20 protein-coding genes are annotated in these 20407 nt (G+C 62.4%); 11 read left to right on the top strand and 9 right to left on the bottom strand.

What is annotated here, in order from left to right:
* Positions 1-36 precede the first annotated feature (36 nt).
* Together LQK83_RS17990 and LQK83_RS17985 are read right to left on the bottom strand one after the other, a co-directional pair.
* Positions 37-717, bottom strand: coding sequence for a ribonuclease HII (locus LQK83_RS17990; RefSeq protein ID WP_230838802.1), 681 nt, complete (start codon positions 715-717; stop codon positions 37-39).
* Between the two features lie 274 nt (positions 718-991).
* Positions 992-2149 carry a PA0069 family radical SAM protein gene (locus tag LQK83_RS17985; protein WP_230838774.1) on the bottom strand — a complete coding sequence of 386 codons (1158 nt, stop codon included), beginning with the start codon at positions 2147-2149 and terminating at the stop codon, positions 992-994.
* Between the two features lie 203 nt (positions 2150-2352).
* Between LQK83_RS17985 and LQK83_RS17980 the strand changes: the two genes are divergently transcribed.
* Complete coding sequence (locus LQK83_RS17980; protein WP_230838773.1) at positions 2353-2871, top strand: glycosyl transferase; 519 nt, start codon at positions 2353-2355, stop codon at positions 2869-2871.
* Positions 2872-2904: 33 nt separating this feature from the next.
* On the opposite strand, the gene moaB is transcribed toward LQK83_RS17980, so the two are convergent.
* The 4 genes from moaB to LQK83_RS17960 all read right to left on the bottom strand — a co-directional run bounded on the left by moaB (position 2905) and on the right by LQK83_RS17960 (position 7412).
* A complete protein-coding gene (moaB, locus tag LQK83_RS17975) occupies positions 2905-3459 on the bottom strand; it encodes a molybdenum cofactor biosynthesis protein B (protein WP_230838772.1) in 555 nt (184 codons plus the stop codon).
* A 4-nt stretch (positions 3460-3463) separates the two neighbouring features.
* A complete protein-coding gene (locus LQK83_RS17970; protein ID WP_230838771.1) occupies positions 3464-4351 on the bottom strand; it encodes a 4-(cytidine 5'-diphospho)-2-C-methyl-D-erythritol kinase in 888 nt (295 codons plus the stop codon).
* Positions 4352-4378: 27 nt separating this feature from the next.
* Positions 4379-6232, bottom strand: a complete 1854-nt coding sequence (locus LQK83_RS17965; protein ID WP_230838770.1) for a tetratricopeptide repeat protein — start codon at positions 6230-6232, stop codon at positions 4379-4381.
* A 163-nt stretch (positions 6233-6395) separates the two neighbouring features.
* Entirely contained in the window at positions 6396-7412 is a 1017-nt protein-coding gene (locus LQK83_RS17960) for a polyprenyl synthetase family protein (RefSeq protein ID WP_230838769.1), read from the bottom strand.
* 104 nt (positions 7413-7516) lie between these two features.
* Here LQK83_RS17960 and LQK83_RS17955 point away from each other — a divergent pair, with 104 nt between their 5' ends.
* The 5 genes from LQK83_RS17955 (at position 7517) to LQK83_RS17935 (ending at position 10023) form a co-directional block, all read left to right on the top strand.
* Positions 7517-7750: a putative signal transducing protein gene (locus LQK83_RS17955; RefSeq protein WP_230838768.1), complete on the top strand. Its 234-nt coding sequence runs from the start codon at positions 7517-7519 to the stop codon at positions 7748-7750.
* Positions 7747-8535, top strand: coding sequence for a tRNA1(Val) (adenine(37)-N6)-methyltransferase (locus LQK83_RS17950; RefSeq protein ID WP_230838767.1), 789 nt, complete (start codon positions 7747-7749; stop codon positions 8533-8535). Before LQK83_RS17955 ends, LQK83_RS17950 begins: the two co-directional genes overlap by 4 nt.
* Positions 8532-8753 carry a hypothetical protein gene (locus LQK83_RS17945; protein WP_230838766.1) on the top strand — a complete coding sequence of 74 codons (222 nt, stop codon included), beginning with the start codon at positions 8532-8534 and terminating at the stop codon, positions 8751-8753. The genes LQK83_RS17950 and LQK83_RS17945 overlap by 4 nt, the downstream gene beginning before the upstream one ends.
* 190 nt (positions 8754-8943) lie before the next feature.
* Positions 8944-9810: a S49 family peptidase gene (locus LQK83_RS17940; protein ID WP_230838765.1), complete on the top strand. Its 867-nt coding sequence runs from the start codon at positions 8944-8946 to the stop codon at positions 9808-9810.
* Positions 9811-9831: 21 nt separating this feature from the next.
* Positions 9832-10023: a hypothetical protein gene (locus LQK83_RS17935; RefSeq protein WP_230838764.1), complete on the top strand. Its 192-nt coding sequence runs from the start codon at positions 9832-9834 to the stop codon at positions 10021-10023.
* 13 nt (positions 10024-10036) lie between these two features.
* Here LQK83_RS17935 and LQK83_RS17930 read toward each other — a convergent pair whose 3' ends face one another.
* Both LQK83_RS17930 and LQK83_RS17925 read right to left on the bottom strand, forming a co-directional pair.
* A complete protein-coding gene (locus tag LQK83_RS17930) occupies positions 10037-11218 on the bottom strand; it encodes an MFS transporter (protein ID WP_230838801.1) in 1182 nt (393 codons plus the stop codon).
* Positions 11219-11451: 233 nt separating this feature from the next.
* Entirely contained in the window at positions 11452-12084 is a 633-nt protein-coding gene (locus tag LQK83_RS17925; protein WP_230838763.1) for a hypothetical protein, read from the bottom strand.
* Positions 12085-12280: 196 nt separating this feature from the next.
* Between LQK83_RS17925 and LQK83_RS17920 the strand changes: the two genes are divergently transcribed.
* The 4 genes from LQK83_RS17920 (at position 12281) to LQK83_RS17905 (ending at position 17110) form a co-directional block, all read left to right on the top strand.
* The gene (locus tag LQK83_RS17920) at positions 12281-13213 is read left to right on the top strand and encodes a glycine--tRNA ligase subunit alpha (RefSeq protein WP_230838800.1); all 933 of its coding nucleotides are present in this window, start codon (positions 12281-12283) and stop codon (positions 13211-13213) included.
* Positions 13214-13311: 98 nt separating this feature from the next.
* On the top strand, positions 13312-13860 hold the full coding sequence (locus LQK83_RS17915) for a LemA family protein (protein WP_230838762.1): 549 nt from the start codon (positions 13312-13314) through the stop codon (positions 13858-13860).
* Positions 13861-13902: 42 nt separating this feature from the next.
* A complete protein-coding gene (locus LQK83_RS17910) occupies positions 13903-15165 on the top strand; it encodes a 3-phosphoshikimate 1-carboxyvinyltransferase (RefSeq protein WP_230838761.1) in 1263 nt (420 codons plus the stop codon).
* Positions 15166-15196: 31 nt separating this feature from the next.
* Entirely contained in the window at positions 15197-17110 is a 1914-nt protein-coding gene (locus LQK83_RS17905) for a DUF2207 domain-containing protein (protein ID WP_230838799.1), read from the top strand.
* Positions 17111-17355: 245 nt separating this feature from the next.
* Here LQK83_RS17905 and LQK83_RS17900 read toward each other — a convergent pair whose 3' ends face one another.
* Positions 17356-18003 carry a hypothetical protein gene (locus LQK83_RS17900; RefSeq protein WP_230838760.1) on the bottom strand — a complete coding sequence of 216 codons (648 nt, stop codon included), beginning with the start codon at positions 18001-18003 and terminating at the stop codon, positions 17356-17358.
* A 225-nt stretch (positions 18004-18228) separates the two neighbouring features.
* On the opposite strand from LQK83_RS17900, the gene glyS reads away from it, so the two are divergent.
* The gene (gene glyS / locus LQK83_RS17895) at positions 18229-20343 is read left to right on the top strand and encodes a glycine--tRNA ligase subunit beta (protein ID WP_230838759.1); all 2115 of its coding nucleotides are present in this window, start codon (positions 18229-18231) and stop codon (positions 20341-20343) included.
* Positions 20344-20407 lie beyond the last annotated feature (64 nt).

Genomic DNA, 20407 nt, shown 5'->3' with positions numbered 1-20407 from the left:
ACTTTTGCCGGACGCGCTCTAGGACGGGCGCCCGGCTCAGTCGGCGATGCCCGCGTTCGCAGCGCTGTCATCTTGCCGCAGGGGCCGGAAACTCCAACGGTGCAGCATGCATCCGCCAGCCCTGGTAATCGCCGCGCGGTGTTCTGCCGTCGCATAGCCTGCATGACGCTCGAAGCCGTAGGCCGGAAAGACCAGACCGGCGCGCGCCATCATCCGGTCGCGGGTGACCTTGGCGATGATCGACGCCGCGGCAATCGACAGCGATCGCGCATCGCCCTTGATCACGGCCTTGCCGCGGCAATGCAGGCCGGTTGGCACATCGCGGCCGTCGATCAGTGCATAATCCGGCTGGACGGTCAGCAGAAGAAGCGCGCGGCGCATGGCGTCGAGGCTGGCCTTGCGGATATCGATCCGGTCGATCGTCGGCGCGCTGGATGAGGCGATAGCGACCGTGGCGGTGGCCATGATCTCATCGAACAGATATTCGCGTTGCGCCAGGCTCAGTTGTTTCGAATCGTTGAGGCCTTTCGGCGTGGACTTGTCATGGAAGATGACGGCGGCTGCGACAACGGGCCCGGCCAGCGGCCCGCGCCCGGCTTCATCGGCCCCGGCTACGCATTGAAAGCCGTCACGCCGTGCCATTTCCTCGAAGGCAAAATCGGGGCCCTCCGGAAGGGCGAAAAGAGTGGGGGAATCGGCGGGCAGGCGTTTGATCATGCGGCGATTTTGGCATGCCGCGCCGATTCCCCGCAAGTCCCCGGCAGATAGGCGGTCCGCCGGGGTGTTGTCACGATGCGGGGTCCATCGCGACGACTGGAGGTTTTCAAGCAATTCCAGCGAAAGTGGGAACCGGTTTCGCGTCCGGAATTGCGGCAGGCAAAGAGCAATTCCAGCGAAAGTGGGAACCGGTTTCGCGTCCGGAATTGCGGCGGGCAAAGAGCAATTCCAGCGAAAGTGGGAGCCGGCTTCGCGTCCGGAATTGCGTCAAATGTCAAAGGAGCGACAGCTGGACGCCCGCGCCAGATGGCGGGACAAACAAATCGTCGCGCAAGGGCAGGCGCTGCTGGTCGAGGCCGAGCCGCTTGCAGGCCATCTGGAAGCGGCGATGGATCTGCCAGGCATAAGGACCGGCGCCCTTCATCCTCTTGCCGAATTCCGCGTCATAATCCTTGCCGTCGCGCATGGAGCGTATGAGCGACATGACATGGCGATAGCGGTCCGGATAGTTCCGCAGCAGCCAGTCGCGAAAGAGCGGGCTGACCTCGAAAGGCAGACGCAGCAGCACGTAATTCGCTTCCCGGGCGCCTGCGGTTTTGACGCTATCCAGAACCCGCTCGATCTCGTGGTCGGTGAGACCCGGAATGATCGGCGCCATCATCGCACCGACCGGAATACCGGCTTCCGAGAGTTCCTTGATCGCCTCAAGACGCTTGGCCGGTGTTGCCGCGCGGGGCTCCATGGCCCGCGCCAGTGCCCGGTCCAGTGTCGTCACCGAGAGAGCGACCTTGGCGAGACCTTCCTTCGCCATGCGGCTCAGAATATCGATGTCGCGTGTCACCAGCGCCGATTTCGTCACGATGGTCACGGGATGGTGCGCCGCTTCCAGCACTTCGAGAACCTGACGCATGATCCGCCATTCCTTCTCGATGGGCTGATAGGGGTCCGTATTGGTGCCGATGGCGATGGGCCGTGGCTTGTAGCCGGGCTTGGAAAGCTCGCGCTCCAGCAGCTTGGCGATATCAGGCTTCGCGAACAGCTTGGCCTCGAAATCGAGGCCGGCCGAAAGCCCCATATAGGAATGCGAAGGCCGCGCGAAACAATAGATGCAGCCATGCTCGCAGCCGCGATAGGGGTTGATAGAACGGTCGAAGGGAATGTCCGGCGACTCGTTGCGCGTCAGCGCCGTGCGCGGCTTTTCCACTTGCACTTCAGTGTTGAACGGCGGCAATTCTTCGGGAATATCCCAGCCATCGTCTGTCCGGGTCCGCTCCAGCGCCTCGAACCGGCCGGCCATGTTGAGAGCGGCGGCGCGGCCACGCCGCCGGTTGACGTCGATGCGCGCGCCTGAGGCCGTTGCCAGTGCTTCGGCCATGTCTGCCCTGTGCGAGGGCGCAAAGGCACCCTCGGCAAAATCGGTTCGAATTGCCATCGGAAACTCCCTCCGCATCGGTCCGAAAATCGCATTCGATTGTCGGCAGGCACGATGCGTATTCTAAACTGCAACGAGACTCGCTCGCCGGTTCAATGACTATATTCCTATCGCGGAAATGAGAACAAGACAAGAACAAACTTGCAATCATCCCTCGTGACAGAAATGTGGCATTTCATGCTGCAATGCGTTAAATCGATTTCATGCTGACGATCATCATGGAATGCAGAGATCAGGAGACTGAGGCGGCGCATACGCTGAATGCGCTGGTGTCGGGTGCGGTCGAAGGCTTGGTTTCCGATGTTCTCATTCTGGATCGGGGCTCCAGCGACGGCATTCAGAAGCTCGCCGAAGCCGCTGGCTGTCGTTATTACGGCGCCTGGGAAATCAAGGATGTGCTGGAGGCCGCGCGCGGCGACTGGCTGTTTCTCATCGAGCCCGGTGCAAGGCCGCAACCCGGGTGGATCGAGGAGATCTTCGAATACGCGTCGGTGACGCGAGATCCCGCCCGTTTTTCCGATTCCCGCACCTTCAGGAAGCCGCTGTTTCAGCGGATCGGCCGTAAGCGCCGTGCGCTGGAAAACGGGGTCATCCTGACCAAGCGTCAGGCCATGACACTCGCCCGCAGCGGCTTCAATCTGGAAAAGCTTGCGGCGGGGTTGAAGAAACGCGTGCTGCGTTCCGAGATCATCCCTGCCTGGGTGACGGCGCGCGAGATCTAGCGCACGGCGCTCTGACTGGCCGATTGAGCGGTGTCAGCTCGCAGGTTGACCGCGTTTCAGATGCTCATCCAGCCGCGGCATGATTTCCACGAAATTGCATGGCAGGTGGCGATAGTCGAGCTGGCCTTTCAGAATGCCGTCCCAGGCGTCCTTGCAGGCGCCGGGCGAGCCGGGCAGCACGAAGATGAAGGTCGCATTGGCAACGCCGCCCGTGGCGCGTGATTGGATCGTCGACGTGCCGATCTTGTCATAGGAAATGCGGTGGAAGACTTCCGAGAAGCCGTCCATCTTCTTCTCGAACAGCGGCTCCAGCGCTTCCGGTGTGACATCGCGCCCGGTAAAGCCCGTTCCGCCGGTGGTGATGACGACGTCGATATCGTCCTGCTTCGTCCAGGCTTCGACGCGTGCGCGGATCAGCGCCTTGTCGTCGGTGACGATGGCCCGGTCGACGAGCGTGTGGCCGGCGTCCAGAATGCGCGCCTGCAGCGTGTCGCCGGATTTGTCGTCGGCAAGTGTCCGCGTATCCGAGACGGTCAGGATCGCAATGCCCACGGGGATGAAGGGGCGCGTCGCGTCAAGTCCGGGCATGGCCTCAATCTCCTGTTCCCACCGTGCGTGTCTGCATGAAGAACCATTGCGGGCGCGCCGCAGTCAGCTTCTCAAGGCTTTCGCTGGCCTGCGCTTCCGTTTCGTAAAGTGCAAAGCAGCTTGCACCCGAACCGGACATCCTGACAAGGGCGGCACCCGTGTCCTTCATGAGGCCCGACAGCTCGGCGATCCTGCTCTGCAGCTGCCGCGCCGGCGGCTCGAGATCGTTGCGCAGGCTGCCAAGCCAGGCGAGCCAGTCGACCGGGCTCGTCAGAACGGGCAGGGCGGAGATAGGTGGATTGTGCTTTTCGGTTAGCCGCTGAAAGACCTGCGGCGTTGAAACCGGCTGCAGCGGGTTGGCAATGATGCAATGGAAGGACGGCATCCCGGGCAGCAAGGCGATGTTCTCACCCACGCCGCTTGCCATCAGCGGCTTGCCCACCATGCACATCGGAATATCAGCGCCGAGCCGGATAGCCAGCCGGTCCAGCGCGGCGGCAGCGGGGGCCGCATGCCAGTGGCGTAGCAGGGCCCGCAGCGTGGCCGCAGCATCCGCCGAGCCGCCGCCTATGCCGGAGGCAACGGGCAAGTTCTTTTCGAGATGGATGGTGACGGGCGGTGCGCTCAAACCCTCTTCGGCCAAAGCCTCGCGCAGCGCGTCGCGCGCCCTCAGGACCAGGTTGCCGTCCGATCCTCCGGCTTGCCGCGAAAGTCCCTGCGAGAAGCGGCCGGACATGGAGAAACCGTCCTCTGCCGCTGCCTCCACAGTCACCACATCGCCGGCGTTGGAAAAGGTCACGACGGTTTCAAGCAGGTGATAGCCATCCTCGCGCTGCCCGGTCACGTGCAGCGCAAGATTAATCTTCGCCGGGGCGATTTCAGTAAGAGCCATGGCGAAATGTCCTGCTCGGTTGCCCGGTCAGGACTTCTTGCCCGGCGCATCGGACGCCGGCGCCTGAATGGCCTTTTCGGCATCGGCCTCGGCCGGTGTCTTGCCGTTCAGGTCGGGCAGTCCATCCTTCAGCTTGGCCTTGATCTTGGCTTCCAGATCGGGCTCCGGCTTGGCCACCAGGGCGCGGTTCCACTGGAACGTCGCCTCGAGCTTGCGGCCAACCCGCCACAGCGCATCGCCATAGTGATCGTTGATAGTCGCGTCGCCTTCCTTCAGCTGCACGGCACGCTGAAGCTCGCGCACGGCATCCTCATACTTGCCGGTGCGGTAATAGGCCCAGCCGAGCGAATCGACGATATAGCCGTCGTCCGGACGAATATCGACGGCCTTCTTGATCATGGCCATGCCTTCGTCGAGATGCGTGTTCATGTCGATCCAGGAATAGCCGAGATAGTTCAAGACCTGAGGCTGGTCGGGGAAAAGTTCCAGCGCCTTCTTGAAGTTCGGCTCGGCGTCGGCCCACTTCTTCAGTCGCTCATAGGCGATGCCGCGCTGATAGAAGATCGCCCATTGGCCGCGTGTGGGGTTGGGACCGATGGCCTTCACCGCGTCGTCATAGGTCGATGCCATCGCCGCATAGTTTTCCTTGTCGGCGTAGACGCTGCCCAGAGCAAGGTAAGAGCGGAAATCTGACGGGTCTTCCGCAATCAGCTTCTTGAGATGCTGAACAGCTTCCTCATGCTTGCCCGTCTGGCCGAGGTCCAGACCCATCTGCAGTTCCGAGACACGGTGCATCGGCGAAGCCGGATCCACCTTGCTATAATAGTCGATCGCCTTTTCCGGCTTGCCGGCGCCATCGGCGACGCTGCCGAGGAGAATCATCACATCGGCGCTATCGGGCGAAAGCGCCAGCGCTGCGTTCAGGTAAAAAGCCACGATTTCCTGCGCATTGTCGCGCATGCCGGCATTGCCGCTGACCGACTGGTTGAGCGCGCTGCCGATGGAAAAGAGCACGGCGCTTGCGCCATCGGCGGGCGATGCCACCTGCTGCTTGATCGGCTGACCCTTTTCGATCATGTCGCGTACGGTTTGAAAGGGCGCATAGCGGCCCGTCAGTTCTTCGCCGGAGGCCAGCGCGTCGAGCGCCTTCTGCTTGTCGCCGGACTGCGACTCGACACCGGCCAGTGCAATGACGGAACGCACGAAGACATCCTGCGCCGCAGCGCCGCCTTCCTTGTCGGTGATCGCGTTGGTCAGATACTTGCGGGCGTTCTCCTTGTCGCCCGCCAGCGCCGACATCACGCCGGCATGATAGTTCTTGAAGATCTTGAACCACTCGGGCCCGTTCAGATTGACGATGGAGTCCAGCGCTTCCTTCTTCTTGCCCGCGCCGAAATCGGCCCAGGCGACGAGAAGACTGTTCATCATGCGGTCGAGATCGTTCGGCCCCTTGTAGACGAGCAATTTGCGCGCCTTGGAAAACTGCTTCTGCCGGATCGCGTCGATGCCCAGCGACAGCGTGGTGACGCGCTCGACGGCGGGATCCTTCTTGAGCGTCTGGGCAAGCTTGACGCCATCGTCGAAGTCGCCGTTCAGGAACAGATTGATCATCAACCGCTCCTGAATCTGCAGATTGTTCGGCTCGAAATCGAGCGCCACGCGATAGAGCTCGATCGCGTGCTTGTAGTCGCCATCGCTATCGGCGGTGAACGCGGCCAGATAGGCGCCTGCGAAACTGTCGACCGATTCCGGATCGAATTTCACTTCGACCTCGGCCTTGGCGGGCGTCTCCGCCGGCTTGGCCCATGCGCCGCCCGCGCCGGCAAGAAGTGCCGCAAGCGCTGCGCTGCAAAGAAGAGCCGAAAGTGACAATTTCCGCATGAAGAAACCTTTCAACAACGTCCACGGACGCGGACATCAGACGGCCGCGTCGCCGTCGGTATGATTCGGACCGAGCATGGCTTTTTTGAAGCAGCGCCGCAACAAAATCCGTCCCCCCGCCGTTCGCGGCTCCGTAGTTTACGGATCGCGGGCGGCAGGCGACTCAGCTGACGCGTTCGATGCAGAAATCGATCACCTCGAGCAGTGCATCCTTGAGCGGTGTTTCCGGCAGCGGTGCCAATGCATCGCGCGCAATGGTGCCGTAATGGCGCGCACGCGTGATGGTGTCGGCAAGGCTGCCATATTTCTTGATGAGGCCAAAAGCGATCGCCAGGTTCTCGTCGCTCGACTGGCCTTCCTCGATGGCTTTCTTCCAGAAGGCGCGCTCCTCCGCCGACCCGCGGCGGTAGGCGAGAATGACCGGCAGCGTGATCTTGCCTTCGCGGAAGTCGTCGCCGGTGTTCTTGCCCAGCTCGGCGCTCGAGCCGCCGTAATCCAGCACGTCGTCGACCAGCTGGAAGGCAAGGCCAAGGTTCATGCCGTAGGACTTCAGCGCATTGCGCATCGCCTTGCTTTCGCCAGCCACAATCGGGCCGACTTCCGCGGCCGCAGCAAACAGCGCGGCCGTCTTGGCCCGGATGACGGCGAGATAGTCGTCCTCCGTCGTTTCCATGTTCTTGGCGGCGGAAAGCTGCATGACCTCGCCCTCGGCAATTACGGTCGCAGCGGTCGCCAGCACGTCCAGCGCATCCATCGACCCGGCATCGACCATCATCTTGAAGGCCTGGCCGAGCAGGAAGTCGCCGACGAGAACACTCGCCTGGTTGCCCCAGATCATCCGTGCGGTCGACTTGCCGCGCCGCATGGCGCTTTCGTCCACGACATCGTCGTGGAGAAGTGTTGCCGTGTGCATGAACTCGACCGAGGCGGCCAGCCGGATATGGTTCTCGCCGACATAGCCGCAGAGTTCCGCAGCCGCCAGCGTCAGCATGGGGCGCAGCCGCTTGCCGCCCGAGGAAATCAGATGATTGGCGACTTCCGGGATCATCTCGACGTCGGAGCCGGCCTTGGAAAGGATCAGCTGGTTGACGCGCTGCATTCCGCTCTTGGTCAGGTCGACGAGCGGCTTGACCGATGCCTGTTTGTTTTTGTTTTCTTCAAGCGGTATGACGACGCCCAATGAAAGCACTCCTGCTATTATGTCGCTCGACAATAGCGAAGGGGCCAAAGGCGCGGCAAGAGGCGATTTGCCTCGCCTAGCAGTTTTTAAGGAGAATAAGGAACATGGAAGAGCTTGTCCGGACGAATGATCCGGTCCTGATCTCCTTTCTGGAAAGCCTGATGCGGGATGCGGGAATCATTTGCATGGTCGCCGACCACACGATGAGCGTGCTGGACGGCTCGATCGGCGCCATTCCTCGCCGCGTCCTGGTGGACAGCGACCGCATCGATGAAGCCCGCGCCATCGTGACCGATGCCGGTCTCGCCGCGGAACTCAGGTACAGGAACCCGACGTGACTGCCGAAACCGTCGACGCCTTTCATTTCGGCGGTTTCCATGTCGTTCAGCCGGCGACTGGCGGCCATCGTTCCGGCGTGGACGCCATGTTGCTTGCCGCCATGGTGCCCGACAGGGGCGCGCAGAAGGTCGCCGATCTCGGGGCCGGGGCAGGTGCGGCCGGTCTGGCCGTCGCCTCGCGCCTTGCCGAAGTCGACGTCGCACTCATTGAGCGCGCGCCGGAAATGGCCCAATTCGCCCGAAAATCCATTGCCCTGCCGCAAAACGCGCATCTGGCCGCCCGCGTGTCTGTCGTTGAGGCCGATGTCACGCTGAAGGGCAGGGCAAGGCTCGCTGCCGGCCTGGACGACGAGGTTTTCGATCACGTCATCATGAACCCGCCCTTCAATGCGGCGGCCGATCGTCGGGCGCCGGATGCGCTGAGGGCGGATGCCCATGCCATGACCGAGGGCCTTTTCGAAAGCTGGATCCGCACCGCCGGCGCAATCCTCAAGCCGGGCGGAGAACTGTCGCTGATCGCCCGACCCGAATCCGTTGCCGAAATCATCGCCGCCTGCGGCCGCCGTTTCGGCGGGCTGGAGATCACGCTGGTTCATCCGCGCGCCGGCGAGCCGGCCATTCGGATGCTCGTTTCGGCTGTGAAAGGCTCACGCGCGCGCCTTGTCTTCCGTGCACCTTTTGTTATTCATTTAGGGGAGGCGCATAAATTCGCGCCCGATATTGATGACCTGAATAACGGCCGCGCCGGCTATCGGCGTTTAATTTCAAAAGGTTTTAAAAAATGAACACTGTTACCCGAATTTCCAGCGCCCTTTTTGCAACCGTCGCCATCCTGTCCGGCAGCGCCTTGATCGCCGAGGCGAAGCCGCAGTCTCGTTGCGTCGTAATCGATTCCGACAGCGCCAATGAAGACTGGTGCATGGTTGAGGCCGGCAAGAACGGCGAACCCTGCTATTGCATCTACAATGACGGGTCCGAATCGCGCGGCAAGATCAGAAACTGATCGCGGAGAAACCCGGTCCGGCTTTAAAGCCTTGCTCGGCTCTCGAGACTCGCGCGGCGGGACCGTCGCGTGAGTGGTTCAATCAAGGCCCGCAAAGATGCGGGCGGACACTGATTTTTAAGCCCTTCCATTGTGTTTTGATGGCTGATGCCTACATCTCCTGTCAGCACCCGCAATTGAAGGCTCATCCATGAAAGACCTGTTTCGCCGCTACCTCCCTGCCCGCTTTCGGAAAGAGGAGACGGTCATACCGGTTGTCCGGCTGCAGGGGACGATCATGGCGGGCGGCAGCCAGTTTCGCCCCGCGCTCAATCTTGCCAGCGTTGCGCCCGCGCTCGAAAAGGCCTTCGCCTCGAAGAAATCCTCCGCCGTTGCCATTCAGATCAATTCACCCGGCGGTTCGCCGGTCCAGTCGCGGCTGATCTATCGCCGTATTCGCGATCTCGCCGCCGAGCACAACAAGAAGGTCTATGTTTTCGCCGAGGACGTAGCCGCTTCGGGCGGCTACATGATCGCGCTGGCCGGCGACGTGATCTTTGCGGATGAAACCTCCATCGTCGGCTCCATCGGCGTCGTATCCGGCGGTTTCGGCTTTCCGGAACTGCTGAAGAAGATCGGCGTCGAACGCCGCGTCTACACCGCCGGCGAGAACAAGGCGATCCTCGACCCCTTTCAGCCGGAAAAGGAAGGCGACATCGAATATCTGAAGACGTTGCAGCTCGAAATCCATCAGGTCTTCATTGATATGGTGAAGCAGCGTCGAGTAGGCAAGCTTGCCGACGATCCGGCGATCTTTTCAGGCCTGTTCTGGACAGGCATCAAGGCGCGGGAACTCGGCCTCATTGATGGTCTGGGCCATGCCCGCGAGGTTCTGCGCCGCGACTTCGGCGACAAGGTAAAGCTCGAACTCGTTTCCGGCCAGCGCTCGCTCTTCGGGCGCCGCATGCCGGGCGTCAGCGTCGGCAGCGATATCGGAGCGGCAGCCGGGGAGGGCGCGATTGCCACCCTTGCGCAAACGGCGGAAGACAAGGCATTATGGGGTCGTTTCGGGCTTTGATCGCCCTTTCGTGAGGACAGGATGCCCCAGACGCTTTTCCTGCTGATTGTTGCGGCAGGCGTTTACATCTTCTTCAGGCGTTTCGTTGCCGATGCCCGCAAGGCCACGGAGAACGCCAACGCGCGCCGTCGCGAGGTCGAGAACGGCGCGCACGGGACCCTGGTGAAGGATCCCGTGACGGGGGAGTATCGTCTCAAGAAGGACGATACCTGATCCTCTCTTCCGGTCAGGCTGCCCCGTGCCGCACATCCGGCAGGAAGATCGCCAGCAGGCCGATCGCTGGCAGAACCGAGCAGACCTGATAGACGAAGCCGATCGACGTATGGTCGGCCAGCACACCGAGCAGTGCTGCGCCAATCCCGCCCATGCCGAAGGCAAATCCGAAGAACAGACCCGCGATCGTGCCCGGCTTGCCCGGAACCAGTTCCTGCGCGTAGACGACTATGGCAGGAAAGGCTGAGGCCAGGATGAAGCCGATCGGTATCGTCAGGATGACGGTCCAGGTGAGGTTGGCAAACGGCAGCAGCAGCGTGAACGGTAGCACGCCGAGGATGGAGAACCAGATGACGCGGCGACGCCCGATCCTGTCCCCTATCGGCCCGCCCGCAATCGTTCCGGCCGCGACCGCGCCCAGATAGACGAAAAGCAGCAGCTGCGCCGTCGAGGTCGAGATCTTGAACGTCTGCATCGTGTAGAAGATGTAGTAGCTCGACAGGCTCGCCATGTAGAGAAACTTCGAAAAGATCAGGGCGCAGAGAATGACGATCGAGCGGATCAGTACGCTGCGGCTGACGGGCGATTCATGCGCCACCGCTGCCTTGCCCTTGGCCGCGCGGCGCTCGTCGCGATACCAGAAGCCGACGCGCGTCAGGATCGCCATGCCGGCTAGCGCGAAAATGCCGAAATAGCTGATCGCATGCTGGCCATAGGGCACGACAAGAAGCATGGCCAACAGCGGGCCGATGGCCGAGCCGAAATTGCCGCCGACCTGGAATAGCGACTGCGCAAAACCATGCCGTCCGCCTGACGCCATCCTCGCCACGCGAGACGATTCCGGATGGAACACTGACGACCCGACACCGATCGCGGCCACGCCGATCAAGAGGTGGTGATAGGAGGTCGCATAGGCCATGAGCAGCAGGCCGATCAACGTGCAGCCCATGCCGAATGCCAGGCTGAACGGCTTCGGATGCTTGTCGGTATAGAAGCCGACCCCCGGCTGGAGAATGGAGGCCGTGAGCTGCCAGGTGAAGGTGAGGAGGCCGACATCCGCATAGGACAGCTGGAACTTGTCTTTGAGGATCGGATAGACCGACGGCACGACCGATTGCATCAGGTCGTTCAACATATGCGACACGCTGATCATGATCAGGATCGCCATGGCGGGGCCGGTCGCGGCCTTGGCCATGCTGGTGGAGGGGCTTGCAGTTGCAGTGGACGCTTGCAACGGCGTCGCGTTCTCTGTGACGGCGCTCAACGGATGTTTCCTTCGGGATCGTTCATGGCGGGCTTCGGCCCGTTTGAGCGCGGACTATGCGCCGCTCTTGAGAAATCGCAAGAACCTTTACGAGCGAATTGGTACGACATCCTTATCATGAAGAAATCTTAATCGATTTTAGCCGAGATCGTGCTCTTCGTGCCTCAGTCGCCCGAGCCGTTGCCGCCCTCTCCGTCTGGCCAGCCCAACTGGATTTCGCTGACATGCGGGTTCAGCTTGGCGAGCATGGCGTCTGACGAGGCAACGCTCTTTTCGCCGGAAAGCGCGGCCGGCACTTCCTTGCCCTCGGGCGGATTGAAGCGGATCGTCACCACGCAGCCGCCATCAAGGGAGGAAAGCTTGCCGCCCTTGAGGTCCGTGACATAGCCGCCATAGTCCCATTCGAAGCCGCTGATCTCGAACTTGCCGCCATTGGCCTTGGCCACATCGGCAAGTGACGATCCAAGCTTGAGGCCCGCAATCGTCCAGTGCGAAGCACCTGCGGCCGGGCCGATGGCCGAGAGCTTCGTCATCCCTTCATCGAAGAAGGACACCAGGAGCTTGCGCGATGGGTCTTTCGGAAAGATCGCAAGCCCCTTCGCCGTCGCGCCTTCCGCGCCGGTGATCTCCTCGATGGCCGTTTCGCCCTTGTAGCGCGCCGCTATCGTCTTGGCCGTATCGCCGACCTTCACGATGTTGCTGCACGACAGTTCTTCCCCCGGCTTGGCGTCGCTTGCGGCCTGCGCCGATGCAACGACGAGAACGGTGAAGGCGAATGCAAGAGAAACCCGGCGCATGATAACCTCTGGCTTGGAGTGTCCGAATAAGTCTATCCAAGCGGAGAACGGATGCAACGATGCTTTTGCTCGCGCCCGTGTCGCCGAAGCGATGGAGCCCTTCTGCTTGACCCTGTCGGCGATAATATGCCAAACGACAGGCACGATTTCCCCAAGGCTTATGGCTGAGAACATGACCACGACCCTCGCTCCCCACATGGACCCGAAGCGCTCCTTTCAGGCGCTGATCCTGACGCTGCACAACTACTGGGCCGACAAGGGTTGCGCCGTCCTCCAGCCTTACGACATGGAAGTGGGCGCCGGTACGTTCCACCCGGCAACGACACTGCGCGCGCTCGGCCCCAAGCCCTGGAAGGCCGCCTATGTTCAACCCTCGCGCCGCCCCTCCGACGGCCGCTATGGTGAAAACCCCAACCGCTTGCAGCACTATTACCAATATCAGGTCATTCTGAAGCCGAACCCGTCCAACCTGCAGGAGCTCTATCTCGGCTCGCTCGAAGCCATCGGCCTCGACCCGCTGATCCACGATATCCGCTTCGTCGAGGACGACTGGGAAAGCCCGACGCTCGGCGCCTGGGGGCTCGGCTGGGAATGCTGGTGCGACGGCATGGAAGTCTCGCAGTTCACATATTTCCAGCAGGTCTGCGGCATCGAATGCTCGCCTGTGGCAGGCGAGCTGACCTATGGTCTTGAACGCCTCGCCATGTATGTGCAGGGCGTCGACAATGTCTATGACCTGAACTTCAACGGCCGCGAAGGCGACGAGAAGATCAGCTATGGCGACGTCTTCCTGCAGGCCGAACAGGAATATTCCCGCCACAATTTCGAATTCGCCGACACCGAAATGCTGCACCGGCACTTCATGGACGCCGAAAAGGAATGCCAGGCGCTTCTCGCCGCCGGCGCCCCCGGCGACAACGATAACCTGCGCCTCCACAAATGCGTCTTCCCGGCCTATGATCAATGCATCAAGGCCTCCCACGTCTTCAACCTGCTGGATGCCCGCGGCGTGATCTCGGTCACCGAACGCCAGTCCTACATCCTGCGCGTCCGCACGCTGGCGAAAGCCTGCGGCGAGGCCTTCCTGCTGACCGATGCGGGCGGGGTGAACTGGAAGGATGTGGCGTAAAGTTCACGCGCGCCACGATTCACCTTCCCGATAAATCCCGGATGACTTTCCCACCCGCCACGGCTAATCTCCCTGCGACAGTTGGGAGAGGGAAGCCCATGTATGCATTGATTATTATCGTCGCGATCGCGGCCTATGCCGTCATCGTCTATAACGGCCTCGTGCGCTCGCGCCAGATGGCGGAAGAGGCGTGGTCGGGCATCGATGTGCAACTCAAGCGCCGCGCTGACCTCATCCCCAACCTCATCGAGACGGTGAAGGGCTATGCGGCCCATGAGAAGTCGACGCTGGAAGAGGTGGTTGCGCTGCGCAACAAGGCACAGGCCGTGCCGCAGGGCGATGTCGCCGGCCGCGCCGTCGCGGAAGGCATGCTCTCCCAGGCGCTCGGCCGCGTGATTGCTCTCGCCGAAGCCTATCCGGACCTCAAGGCCAACCAGAATTTCGCGGAGCTCCAGAAATCGCTGGAAACCATCGAAGGCGAAGTGCAGATGGCGCGCCGCTACTATAATGGCGCCGCCCGCGAGCTGAACGTCAAGGTTGAGAGCGTGCCGTCCAACTTCGTCGCCAAGGCCTTCGGTTTCGCCAAGATGGCCTATTTCGAAATCACCAACGAGGCCGACAGGGCTGTTCCTCAGGTCAAGTTCTGATAAAGGGCGGGAGAGATTTCTTCCCGCCGAGACTGATAAGACATGAACAAAGATACGCTCACCGTCATCCCGCCGGACCATGCGCTGACCGGCCGCGTGATGCCGCCCGGCTCCAAGTCGATCACCAACCGCGCGCTCCTGCTCGCGGGCCTCGCCAAGGGCACGAGCCGGCTGACCGGCGCGCTGAAAAGCGACGACACGCTCTATATGGCCGAAGCCTTGCGGGCTATGGGCGTTACCGTCGAGGAGCCCGACGCGACGACCTTCGTCGTCACCAGCTCCGGCACGTTCAAGGAGCCGCAAAAGCCGCTCTTCCTCGGCAATGCCGGCACGGCGACGCGCTTCCTGACGGCAGCCGTTGCCATGTTCAACGGCCGCTTCGTCGTCGATGGCGACGAGCATATGCGCAAGCGCCCCATCGCGCCGCTGGTTGCCTCGCTTGCCTCGCTCGGCGTTGAGATCGAGGCCCCGACCGGCTGCCCGCCGGTGACGGTCGATGCAAAGGGTGGCTTCACCGCCAACCGCGTCGTCATCGATGCCGGCCTTTCCTCGCAATATGTCTCGGCACTGCTCATGGCCGCCGCCTGCGGGAAGGAGCCCTTCACGGTCGAGCTTGCCGGCGCGGCGATCGGCGCGCGCGGCTATATCACCCTAACGACCGCTTGCATGACCGCTTTCGGTGCCGATGTTCGCGAGGAGGGCAACGCCCGCTGGGTCATCGCGCCGACCGGCTATCGCGCTGCCGATTACCTCATCGAGCCCGATGCCTCCGCCGCCACCTATCTCTGGGGCGCGGAAGTGTTGACGAAGGGCAAGATCGACCTTGGCGTCGCCGCAACCGAATTTTCCCAGCCTGATGCGCGATCCTACGACATGATCGCGGCCTTTCCGCATATGCCGGCCGAAATCGATGGCAGCCAGATGCAGGATGCGATTCCCACGCTCGCCGTACTCGCCGCCTATAACGAAACGCCCGTGCGCTTCACCGGGATCGAGAACCTGCGCGTCAAGGAATGCGACCGCATCCGCGCGCTCTCGCTCGGGCTGAACAATATCCGCGCCGGCCTCGCCCGCGAAGAGGGCGACGACCTGATCGTCACCGGCGATCCGGCACTGGCCGGCCAGACCGTTTCGGCGCTCATCGACACCTTCGCTGACCACCGCATCGCCATGAGCTTCGCGCTCGCCGGTCTCAAGACATCGGGCATCGCGATCGAGAACCCGTCCTGCGTTGCCAAGACCTATCCGAACTACTGGGATGCGCTGGGCTCGCTCGGCGTGACATTCGAGCGCAAGGCGGGATAGACCGTATCAGGGGGAAGGCATGCAAAGGTTCATGACGAAGCTGACCATCGGTCTCGTGCTTCTGTTCCTGTCGTTCCTTCCCGCCTCCGCCGCTGAAGTTATCCGCAGCTTCCACGCCGACGTGACGCTCGACAAGAGCGGCCTCGTCACGGTCAAGGAACAGATCGAGGTGAATGCCGAGGGCTATGAGATCAGACACGGCATCTTCCGCGATTTCCCGCTGACGTTCCGAAAAGCGGACGGCTCAATCGGCGAGGTCGATTTCTCCCTCAAGGCGGTGCGCCGCGATGGACGCGATGAGCCGCACTCGACCGAATATATCGACAACGGCATCCGCATCTATGCCGGCGACAAGGACACTTATGTCAGCTCCGGCCGCCATATTTACGAACTCGTCTATGAGACGAACCGGCAGGTGCGCTATGGCGCGGATGCCGATCTCTTCGCCTGGAACATCACCGGCAATTTCTGGAAGTTTCCTATTCTCAGTGCGGATGCCGTTATCCATCTGCCCGATGGCGTGAGGGCGACGAGTCTCAAGGTCTATACCGGGGCTGCCGGCGCGACGGGCAGCGATGCGACGATCCGCGCCAGCGGCTCGACTGTGAACGTGCAGGCCACGCGCAACCTCAATCCCAATGACGGCATGACCGCCTGGATCACCTTGCCGAAGGGCGCCATCGATGCGCCCACCGCCAGCCAGGAACGCTGGTGGTGGCTGAAGGATCATCGCAACGCCTTCATCGCGCTCATCGGCCTCGCGTTGGTCTGGGGCTGGTATGGCTGGTCGTGGTTGAAGGTGGGGCGCGATCCGCCGCGCGGGATCATCGTGCCACGCTGGGATGCGCCGGACGGCATTTCGCCGGCGCTGGTGAACTATATCGACAACAAGGGCTTCGGCGATGGCGGCTGGAAGGCCTTCTCGGCCGCTGCCCTCAATCTCGCCGTCGCCGGGCGGCTGAAGCTCGAAGACCTGAAGACCTCCATCATCCTCACGGATACGAAGCGTGGAGGCCCCGATAAGCTGCCGCCCGGCGAAGGGGCGCTGATGGCCCGCGTCGTCTCTGCAGGCGGAACGCTCAGGCTCGACAAGTCCAATGGTACCGCCGTGCAGGCGGCGGGTGCGGCCTTTGTCGATGCCATCACCAAGGAAAATCGCGGCAAATATTATAACGCCAATATCGGCTACGTCGTCCTGGGCGTCATCCTCTCCATCGTCAGCTTCGTCGCCCTTATCGCCTTCGGCCGTTTCTCATCCGATGATATCGCGCTGCTCGTTGTCCCGGTCATCCTGGCGGCCGTTCTCGGCGTCTTCGCCGGTGTGCTCGGCAAGGGCTTCCAGCCGGGCGTCTCGGCGGGGCGCAAGATCTTCTATATCGTCGTTCTCGGTTTCATCGGTCTCGTCGCTTTCACAGCCCTCGGCTCGATCGTCTCTTTGATGTTCGAGGAACTACTGTCCCACGGCGAGCTGCCTGTCATCATCGGCCTGTGCGGCATCATCATTGCCAACATCCTCGCCTTCTTCATCATGGGCGCGCCGACGGTTCTCGGCGCAAAGACGATGGATGGCATAGACGGTCTGCGCCAATATCTGACGCTGGCCGAAAAGGACCGGATGAACATGGCCGGCGCGCCTGAGATGTCGCCGCAGCATTTCGAAAAGCTTCTGCCCTATGCCGTGGCACTGGGCGTTGAAAAGCCGTGGACCGAAACCTTCGACAAATGGCTCGCGGCGGCCAAGATCGATGACTACCAGCCCGGCTGGTATTCCGGCTCCGACTATGGCGGCTTTGCAGGCTCCGTCGGTGGCTTCTCCCACTCCATGGCCTCGACCATCCAGTCGACACTGCCTGCACCGGCACCCTCAAGCTCGTCTTCCGGCGGCTTCAGCGGCGGCGGCTCCTCCGGTGGCGGTGGCGGCGGTGGCGGGGGCGGGGGCTGGTAGGCTGCGCGGTTTCAACATTGTCTTTTGCGGCGCGCCGCCCTCATCCGACCCTTCGGGCCACCTTCTCCCCGACGGGGAGAAGCGGGATTGCGCCGCAGCCTCTCGGACCTCCTCGCCCCTTCGGGGAGAGGTCCGCCGAGCGATAGCGGAGGCGGGGTGAGGGGGTGTCTCCACCTGACGCGCAATAAAAAAGCCCGCCGCTCCGGGGTCGAAAGCGGCGGGCAATTGATACACGGATACTCGTTTTACTGCACGGTCTTCTTCGGGGCCGGAGCGGTGGTGCCAGTGGCCTTTTTGGTCGGGCCGGCCGCGGCGATTTCCTTGGCGAGACCGGCAGCGCCGCCCGGATGCGCGGCAATGGCCTTGGCCAGCGTCGGGTCGGTCTTGGCGAGCTTGGCGTCAACGGCGGCGATCGTCGTGGCGGTCAGCGGCTTGTTCGCGGCCTTCTCCAGCGCGGCGTAAACGTCCGCCGCCGTCTTGGCATTCGCGCCGCCGGCGAGATAGGAGTTGAGCGCATCGGCATAGCCATGCGTGACGAGGCCGATGGCGGAATTCGGAGCGGCCTTCTGCAGCGCTTCGGGCGAGGCATGCAGGAAGCCGTTCAGCTTGCCGAGATCGGACGCGCCGCTCTTGTTGGCCGACTTGTCCTTGCTCATCTCATGGTTCATTTCGGATTTCGACGAGGCCTTGTCCATCGTCGCGCCGCCCGGCGTGACGGATTTTCCGCCTGCGCTGTCGCTGGTTCCGTGGCTGGCGCTGTTGCCCGCGCCATTGCCGGCGCCGTTTCCGCCGCCATTGCCGTTGCCGTTACCGGCAGCAAAGGCGGGCGCTGCAACCATGCTGCCGACAATGAGAGCGATGGCAGAGACGCGGGAGAATTTGTTGGTGTGCATCTGATCTCCTTCCGGCGGCCGTCTTGGCAGCCTCTATTCCTGAGCACTAACGAAGCGGAATGTGAAATCCGCTCATGTCCGAATTGCGGTTCGAAAGGGAAATCTTCGGGGCCATTCGCGGGCAGTTGACGGCCGATTTTGGCCGCTTTGCAGGTGACAAGGCGGCCATGGCTTGCTAAGTCCCGCGCACTGAAAAACAACCGTTAAAGATTGTGCGCCAAGACCATGCCGGACCTTCTGCTTGAACTTCGCTCCGAGGAAATCCCCGCCCGCATGCAGAGAAAAGCTGCCGGCGACCTGAAGAAGCTGGTGACCGATGCGCTGGTCGAGGCGGGCCTGACCTATGAAGGCGCACGCGAATACTGGACGCCGCGCCGCCTGACGCTCGACATTCGCGGCCTGACGGCCCGTTCCGCCGACACGCGCGAGGAAAAGAAGGGCCCCCGCACGGATGCGCCCGCGCAGGCCATCGAAGGCTTCCTGCGCTCGGCTGGCCTCACCTCCGTCGATCAGGCCGAAAAGGTGACCGATCCCAAGAAGGGCGAGTTCTACGTCGCGGTCATCCAGAAGCCCGGCCGCGCGGCGGAAGAGATCATCGCCGATGTCATGCCTGGCATCATCCGCAATTTCCCCTGGCCGAAGTCCATGCGCTCCGGCGCTGCCTCGGCCAAGCCGGGCGCGCTGCGCTGGGTCCGCCCGCTGCAATCCATCGTCTGCATGTTCGGTCCCGAACATGACGAAACGGTCGTCATCCCGTTCGTTGTCGATGACATCGTCGCCGGCAATGTCACCTATGGCCACCGCTTCCACGCGCCGGGCCCGATCACGGTTCGCCGCTTCGACGATTATGCCGCCAGCCTCGAAAAGGCCAAGGTCGTGCTCGACGCCGAGCGCCGCAAGCAGATCATCCTGCAGGACGCCCAGAACCTTGCCTTCGCCTCCGGCCTCGAACTGGTCGAGGACGAAGGCCTGCTGGACGAGGTCTCCGGCCTTGTCGAATATCCGCATGTGCTGATGGGCACGTTCGAGGAGGAATTCCTCGAAATCCCCGCCGAAATCATCCGCCTCACCATCAAGACGAACCAGAAGTGTTTCGTCTGCCGTCCTCAGGGCGGCGAGGGGCTGGCCAACCGCTTCATCCTGGTCTCCAACATCGCCGCCAAGGATGACGGCAAGGAAATCATGCACGGCAACGGCAAGGTCGTCCGCGCTAGACTTTCGGACGCCGCGCATTTCTACAAGCGCGACCAGCGCGACATGCCCGACCTCGGCGATTTGAAGGAAAGTGCCGCCAAATTCGGTCTCGACCTCAAGAAGCCGCTGGATCAGCGCATGGCCAAGCTCGACCATCTGGGCGTGACATTCCATGCCAAGCTCGGCTCGCAGGGCGAACGCGTCACGCGCATCCGCGCGCTCGCCGCCGAACTCGCAAAGATCACCGGCGCTGACCCGGCGAAGGTCGACCGCGCCGTCGTCCTCTCCAAGGCCGACCTGCGCACCGAAGCAGTCGGCGAATTCCCCGAGCTGCAGGGCCTCATGGGCCGCAAATATGCGCTCCTGCAGGGCGAAGACGCTGACGTCGCCGCCGCGATCGAAGAACACTACAAGCCCCTCGGCCCGTCCGATAGTCTGCCCACCAATCCGGTCGCCGTCACGGTCGCACTCGCCGACAAGCTCGACACGCTGGTTGGCTTCTGGGCGATCGACGAGAAGCCGACGGGCTCGAAGGATCCCTACGCGCTGCGCCGTGCGGCGCTGGGGGTGATCCGGGTGTTGCTGGAGAAGGGTGTGCGGCTGAAGCTGCTTTCGGTGGCCAAGGATGCCGACCTCCTCTCTTTCTTCCACGACCGCCTGAAGGTCTATCTCCGCGATCTCGGCGCGCGGCACGACATCATCGATGCCGTGCTGACGCCCGATGCGGATGATCTCCTGATGGTGGCCCGCCGCGCCGAGGCGCTGACGGCCTTCATCACTTCGGAGGACGGCGGGAACCTGCTCGCCGGCGCCAAGCGCGCCACACAGCTGCTCGCGGCGGAAGAGAAGAAGGGCACCACGATTGCAACGTCCGTGGACGATGCGCTCTTCACCGAAGAAGCCGAAAAGGCGCTCTATGCGGCCGTAGCCCTTTCCCGCCAGGAAGCCGACGAGGCCGTCAAGCGCGAGGACTTCCGCGACGCCATGGCAGCGCTTTCCAAGCTTCGCGGCCCGGTCGACCGCTTCTTCAACGACGTGCTGGTGAATGACGAGGACGCCGCCATCCGCGCCAACCGGCTTGCGCTGCTCGCCCTCATCCGCGAGGCGACAGGGACGGTGGCGGATTTCTCGAAGATTTCGGGGTGAGGCCCGACCCCCTCTCTTGCAAAATCTATGACTTAGCCTTTGGCTAAGGTCATGATTTTGCTTT

The organism is Rhizobium sp. C1, from assembly GCF_021026335.1.
Lineage (GTDB): Bacteria > Pseudomonadota > Alphaproteobacteria > Rhizobiales > Rhizobiaceae > Ensifer_A.
Note: the sequence above shows the minus strand (reverse complement) of the source record. Positions and strands in the feature narration are given on the sequence as shown.

Bases quoted from the DNA above. Each gene is read 5' to 3' on its own strand.
- LQK83_RS17990 (WP_230838802.1), bottom strand. From the start codon at position 717: ATGATCAAACGCCTGCCCGCCGATTCCCCCACTCTTTTCGCCCTTCCG.
- LQK83_RS17985 (WP_230838774.1), bottom strand. From the start codon at position 2,149: ATGGCAATTCGAACCGATTTTGCCGAGGGTGCCTTTGCGCCCTCGCAC.
- LQK83_RS17980 (WP_230838773.1), top strand. From the start codon at position 2,353: ATGCTGACGATCATCATGGAATGCAGAGATCAGGAGACTGAGGCGGCG.
- moaB (WP_230838772.1), bottom strand. From the start codon at position 3,459: ATGCCCGGACTTGACGCGACGCGCCCCTTCATCCCCGTGGGCATTGCG.
- LQK83_RS17970 (WP_230838771.1), bottom strand. From the start codon at position 4,351: ATGGCTCTTACTGAAATCGCCCCGGCGAAGATTAATCTTGCGCTGCAC.
- LQK83_RS17965 (WP_230838770.1), bottom strand. From the start codon at position 6,232: ATGCGGAAATTGTCACTTTCGGCTCTTCTTTGCAGCGCAGCGCTTGCG.
- LQK83_RS17955 (WP_230838768.1), top strand. From the start codon at position 7,517: ATGGAAGAGCTTGTCCGGACGAATGATCCGGTCCTGATCTCCTTTCTG.
- LQK83_RS17945 (WP_230838766.1), top strand. From the start codon at position 8,532: ATGAACACTGTTACCCGAATTTCCAGCGCCCTTTTTGCAACCGTCGCC.
- LQK83_RS17940 (WP_230838765.1), top strand. From the start codon at position 8,944: ATGAAAGACCTGTTTCGCCGCTACCTCCCTGCCCGCTTTCGGAAAGAG.
- LQK83_RS17935 (WP_230838764.1), top strand. From the start codon at position 9,832: ATGCCCCAGACGCTTTTCCTGCTGATTGTTGCGGCAGGCGTTTACATC.
- LQK83_RS17930 (WP_230838801.1), bottom strand. From the start codon at position 11,218: ATGGCCAAGGCCGCGACCGGCCCCGCCATGGCGATCCTGATCATGATC.
- LQK83_RS17925 (WP_230838763.1), bottom strand. From the start codon at position 12,084: ATGCGCCGGGTTTCTCTTGCATTCGCCTTCACCGTTCTCGTCGTTGCA.
- LQK83_RS17920 (WP_230838800.1), top strand. From the start codon at position 12,281: ATGGACCCGAAGCGCTCCTTTCAGGCGCTGATCCTGACGCTGCACAAC.
- LQK83_RS17915 (WP_230838762.1), top strand. From the start codon at position 13,312: ATGTATGCATTGATTATTATCGTCGCGATCGCGGCCTATGCCGTCATC.
- LQK83_RS17910 (WP_230838761.1), top strand. From the start codon at position 13,903: ATGAACAAAGATACGCTCACCGTCATCCCGCCGGACCATGCGCTGACC.
- LQK83_RS17905 (WP_230838799.1), top strand. From the start codon at position 15,197: ATGACGAAGCTGACCATCGGTCTCGTGCTTCTGTTCCTGTCGTTCCTT.
- LQK83_RS17900 (WP_230838760.1), bottom strand. From the start codon at position 18,003: ATGCACACCAACAAATTCTCCCGCGTCTCTGCCATCGCTCTCATTGTC.
- glyS (WP_230838759.1), top strand. From the start codon at position 18,229: ATGCCGGACCTTCTGCTTGAACTTCGCTCCGAGGAAATCCCCGCCCGC.